The organism is Streptomyces hainanensis (genome assembly GCF_004348415.1).
GTDB classification, from domain to species: Bacteria; Actinomycetota; Actinomycetes; order Streptomycetales; family Streptomycetaceae; genus Streptomyces; species Streptomyces hainanensis.
Map to the genome: position 1 here is coordinate 1 of NZ_SMKI01000660.1, position 3137 is coordinate 3137.

General features: G+C 73.6%; 4 protein-coding genes. 2 read left to right on the forward strand and 2 right to left on the reverse strand.

The annotated features are described in order from the left end of the window. Nucleotides 1–1498: MFS transporter (locus E1283_RS34270; RefSeq protein ID WP_132822072.1), on the reverse strand; the 1498-nt coding region annotated here is incomplete at its 3' end. A 120-nt stretch (nucleotides 1499–1618) separates the two neighbouring features. Between E1283_RS34270 and E1283_RS34275 the strand changes: the two genes are divergently transcribed. Continuing rightward, nucleotides 1619–2122 carry a MarR family winged helix-turn-helix transcriptional regulator gene (locus E1283_RS34275; RefSeq protein WP_207930648.1) on the forward strand — a complete coding sequence of 168 codons (504 nt, stop codon included), beginning with the start codon at nucleotides 1619–1621 and terminating at the stop codon, nucleotides 2120–2122. Next, nucleotides 2119–2550, forward strand: a complete 432-nt coding sequence (locus E1283_RS34280) for an NUDIX hydrolase (protein WP_132822073.1) — start codon at nucleotides 2119–2121, stop codon at nucleotides 2548–2550. The genes E1283_RS34275 and E1283_RS34280 overlap by 4 nt, the downstream gene beginning before the upstream one ends. Nucleotides 2551–2568: 18 nt before the next feature. On the opposite strand, the gene E1283_RS34285 is transcribed toward E1283_RS34280, so the two are convergent. Then, nucleotides 2569–3129, reverse strand: coding sequence for an NUDIX hydrolase (locus tag E1283_RS34285; RefSeq protein ID WP_279571315.1), 561 nt, complete (start codon nucleotides 3127–3129; stop codon nucleotides 2569–2571). Nucleotides 3130–3137: the final 8 nt, after the last annotated feature.

The following is a 3137-nucleotide window of genomic DNA, read 5'->3' on the forward strand; positions in this document are numbered from 1 at the left end:
CCGTCCCGCTGCCCGCCGACGCGGATCCGCTGACGGCGCTGTTGGAGGTGTACGCGGGCCAGTTGGCCCGGGTGGCCGCGATGCCGCGCCCGGAGCGGATGCGGCTGCTGGTCACGGCGGAGTCGGCCAGCAGCGCGGCGCCGAGCCACAGGGTGTCGTGGAAGGCGGCGCCGATCGTCGTGACGTCGGGCGCGCCGTCCCGGATCCCGGAGAAGAAGAACGTGCCCATCACCGCGACGCCGATGGCGGCCGCGAGTTGCGTGACGGTGTTGAACAGCGCGGATCCGGAGCCCGCGTGCTCGGGCGGCACGTCGGCCAGCGTGAGCTGGATGATGGGCGCGACGACGAGCCCCATGCCGGCCCCACCGAGCGCCACGCTCGGCAGCAGGTCGAGGAAGCCGGTGTCGCCGGTGGCGCCCGCCGCCGTCCCGGCCATCAGCAGCATCGCCAGGGCGAGCGCCACCAGACCGGCCTGGACGGTGAGCCGGCCGATCCTCGGCAGCAGCACGGCGGCACCCACGCCGGCGAACACGGCGACCGCGATCGACCAGGGCACCAGGGTGAGCCCGGCCTCGGTCGGGCTCATCGCCACGCCCACCTGCAGGAACTGCATCAACACCATGAAGAAGCCCATCACCGGTACGAAGAACAGGAGTTGGACGAGCAGCCCGCCGGAGAGCGAGCGGTGTCGGAGCAGCGAGAGCGCGATCAGCGGCGAGCCGCCGGCGCGTTCGGCCCGGCGTTGCGTGGCCGCGAACACGGCGAGCACCGCGATCCCGGCCAGCACGCAGCCGGTGGCCCAGCCGGGCCAGTGTGCCTCGTCGGACGCGGCGATCAGCGGGTAGAGCAGCAGGAGCAGCCCGGCGGAGGAGACGAGCACCCCGGGCACGTCGAGTCGTGGCGCCGTCTCGGCGCGGCTCTCGGGCAGCAGACGCAGCGAGGCGTAGGCGGTGGCGAGCCCCAGCGGCACGTTCACCCAGAAGACCAGCCGCCAGCCCGTGCCGGCCAGGTCGGCCTCGGTGAGCAGCGGTCCGAGGATCGGCCCGAGGGTGGCGGCCAGGCCGGTGAGCGAGGCGAACCCGGCCATCGGGCCGCCCCGTTCGTGCGGGGCGTAGAGCAGCTGGATCTGGGCCAGCACCTGGGGGATCATGGCCGCCGCGAACAGCCCCTGGGCCACCCGGCTGGCGATCAGCATGCCAGGATTCAGGGCCAGGGCGCAGATCGCCGAGGCGGCGGTGAAGCCGAGCACGCCGACGACGAACACCCGCCGGTGGCCGGCGATGTCCCCGAGTCTGGCGCCGCTGATCAGGCCGGTGCCGAGCGCCAGGGTGTAGGCGCTCAGCATCCACTGGAGCTGGGCTGGTGAGGCGTCGAGGTCGGCCTGGATGGAGGGAAGGGTGACGGTGAGGATCGTGACGTCGATCAGGTCGATGAACGCCGCGAGCAGGATGGCCGTCAGGGCCAGGGTTCGGGTCTTTCCGGCCGGCGGGGATGACACCCGTGGCTCCTCTCAACCGGTGGTGTGCGGAGGCGTGAGGTCTGACTGAGCGGTGCAGATGCTGCATTGCTCATTATCTGAGCGAGTAAGATAAATCTCCGAGTGGAAGGCGTCAAACCCGTGCCCGAGCCAGAGCCGGCGGCCGCCCGGCTGATCGACGAGATCCTCTACCTGATGCCCGACATGGCGACGGCGACGGTGCGGCTCAACGAGCTGGTGGCCGCGCGCCTCGGCGTCTCCACCACCGACCTGCAGTGCCTGCACGCGCTCGCCAAGTCCCACGGGCCGCTCAGCGCCGGAGAGTTGGCCGACCGCCTGTCCCGCACCACGGGCGCCGTCACCCGGATGATCGACCGCCTGGAGGCCGCCGGCTACGTCGAACGCGCCGCCGACCCGAACGACCGCCGCCGGGCGCTCGTCCGCGTCACCGAGCGCGGCGAGACCCTGCCCGCCTCCTACTACGACGGCATGGGCCGCCGCGCCACCGACCTGCTGTCCCGCTTCGGCGACCGCGAGCTGCGGGCCGTCCTCACCTTCGTCGCCGCCACCCGGGACGACGCGACCACCGAGGCCACCCTGCTGCGCGACGCGCCGAACCCGGCCGACCGGGACCGGGCGCGGTGAGTCAACGGCCCCACGTCGACGCGCTGGTCATCCTCGAACGCGCGGGGCGGGTGCTGCTCGCCGAACGGCTCGACACCGGCTACGCCGACGGGCTGCTCAACCTGCCGAGCGGCAAGGTGGAACACGACGAGAGCGTGGTGGCCGCCGCGATCCGCGAGGCCCGCGAGGAGGTCGGCGTCGACCTCGACCCGCACGCGCTGCGCATCGTCCACACCATGCACTACCGAACGCCGGAGGGCGCGCCACGCGTCGGCTTCTTCTTCGCCACCGCGCGCTGGGCCGGGACCCCGCGCAACGCCGAACCGCACAAGTGCGCGGGGCTGTCCTGGCACGACCCGCACCACCTGCCGACCACCGTGGTCCACTACAACGCGCTCGGCATCGGCCACTACCTGCGCGGCGAACCGGCGTCGGCGCACGGCTGGTAGGGCCGGGCCCGCCCGGGTTCAGGCGGGCGGCGGCAGGTCGCGCCGCGGGAGGCCGGGAGCCAACCCCAGCGCCCGCGCGGCCACCCGATGGACGAGCTGGTCCTCGGGCCTGCGGTTCTCCTTGAGACGGTCCAGCTCCGCGGGGCCGAACCAGCCGAACTCCGGGTGCTTCTCCCACTCCAGGGCCGGCGCCGCCAGATCACCCGACACGTCCACCAGGTAGTCGGCCTCGTGGCGGCGGCCGAGGCCGTCGTCCCCCACCCAGGTCAGCACGCCCAGGAAGCGGCGCACCCGGCGCACCCGCCAACCGGTCTCCTCGGCGACCTCCCGCACGAGCGCCGCCAGCAGCGACTCGCCCGGCTCGACGTGGCCGCCCACCAGGTCCCAGGTGTCCGGGAAGAGCCGCCGCCGCGGGCTCCGGCGCTGGGCGAACACCTCGCCCCGCTCGTTCAGGATCACCGCGCCCACCGCCCACATTTCGCCGGCCGCCGGCACCGGGAACTCGACACCCGGATCCACGGAGACGGGCCGCCCCGCGTCGCCGGTGGCGGAGGAGGAGGGCCGCGTCATGCCCGCCACCCTAACCC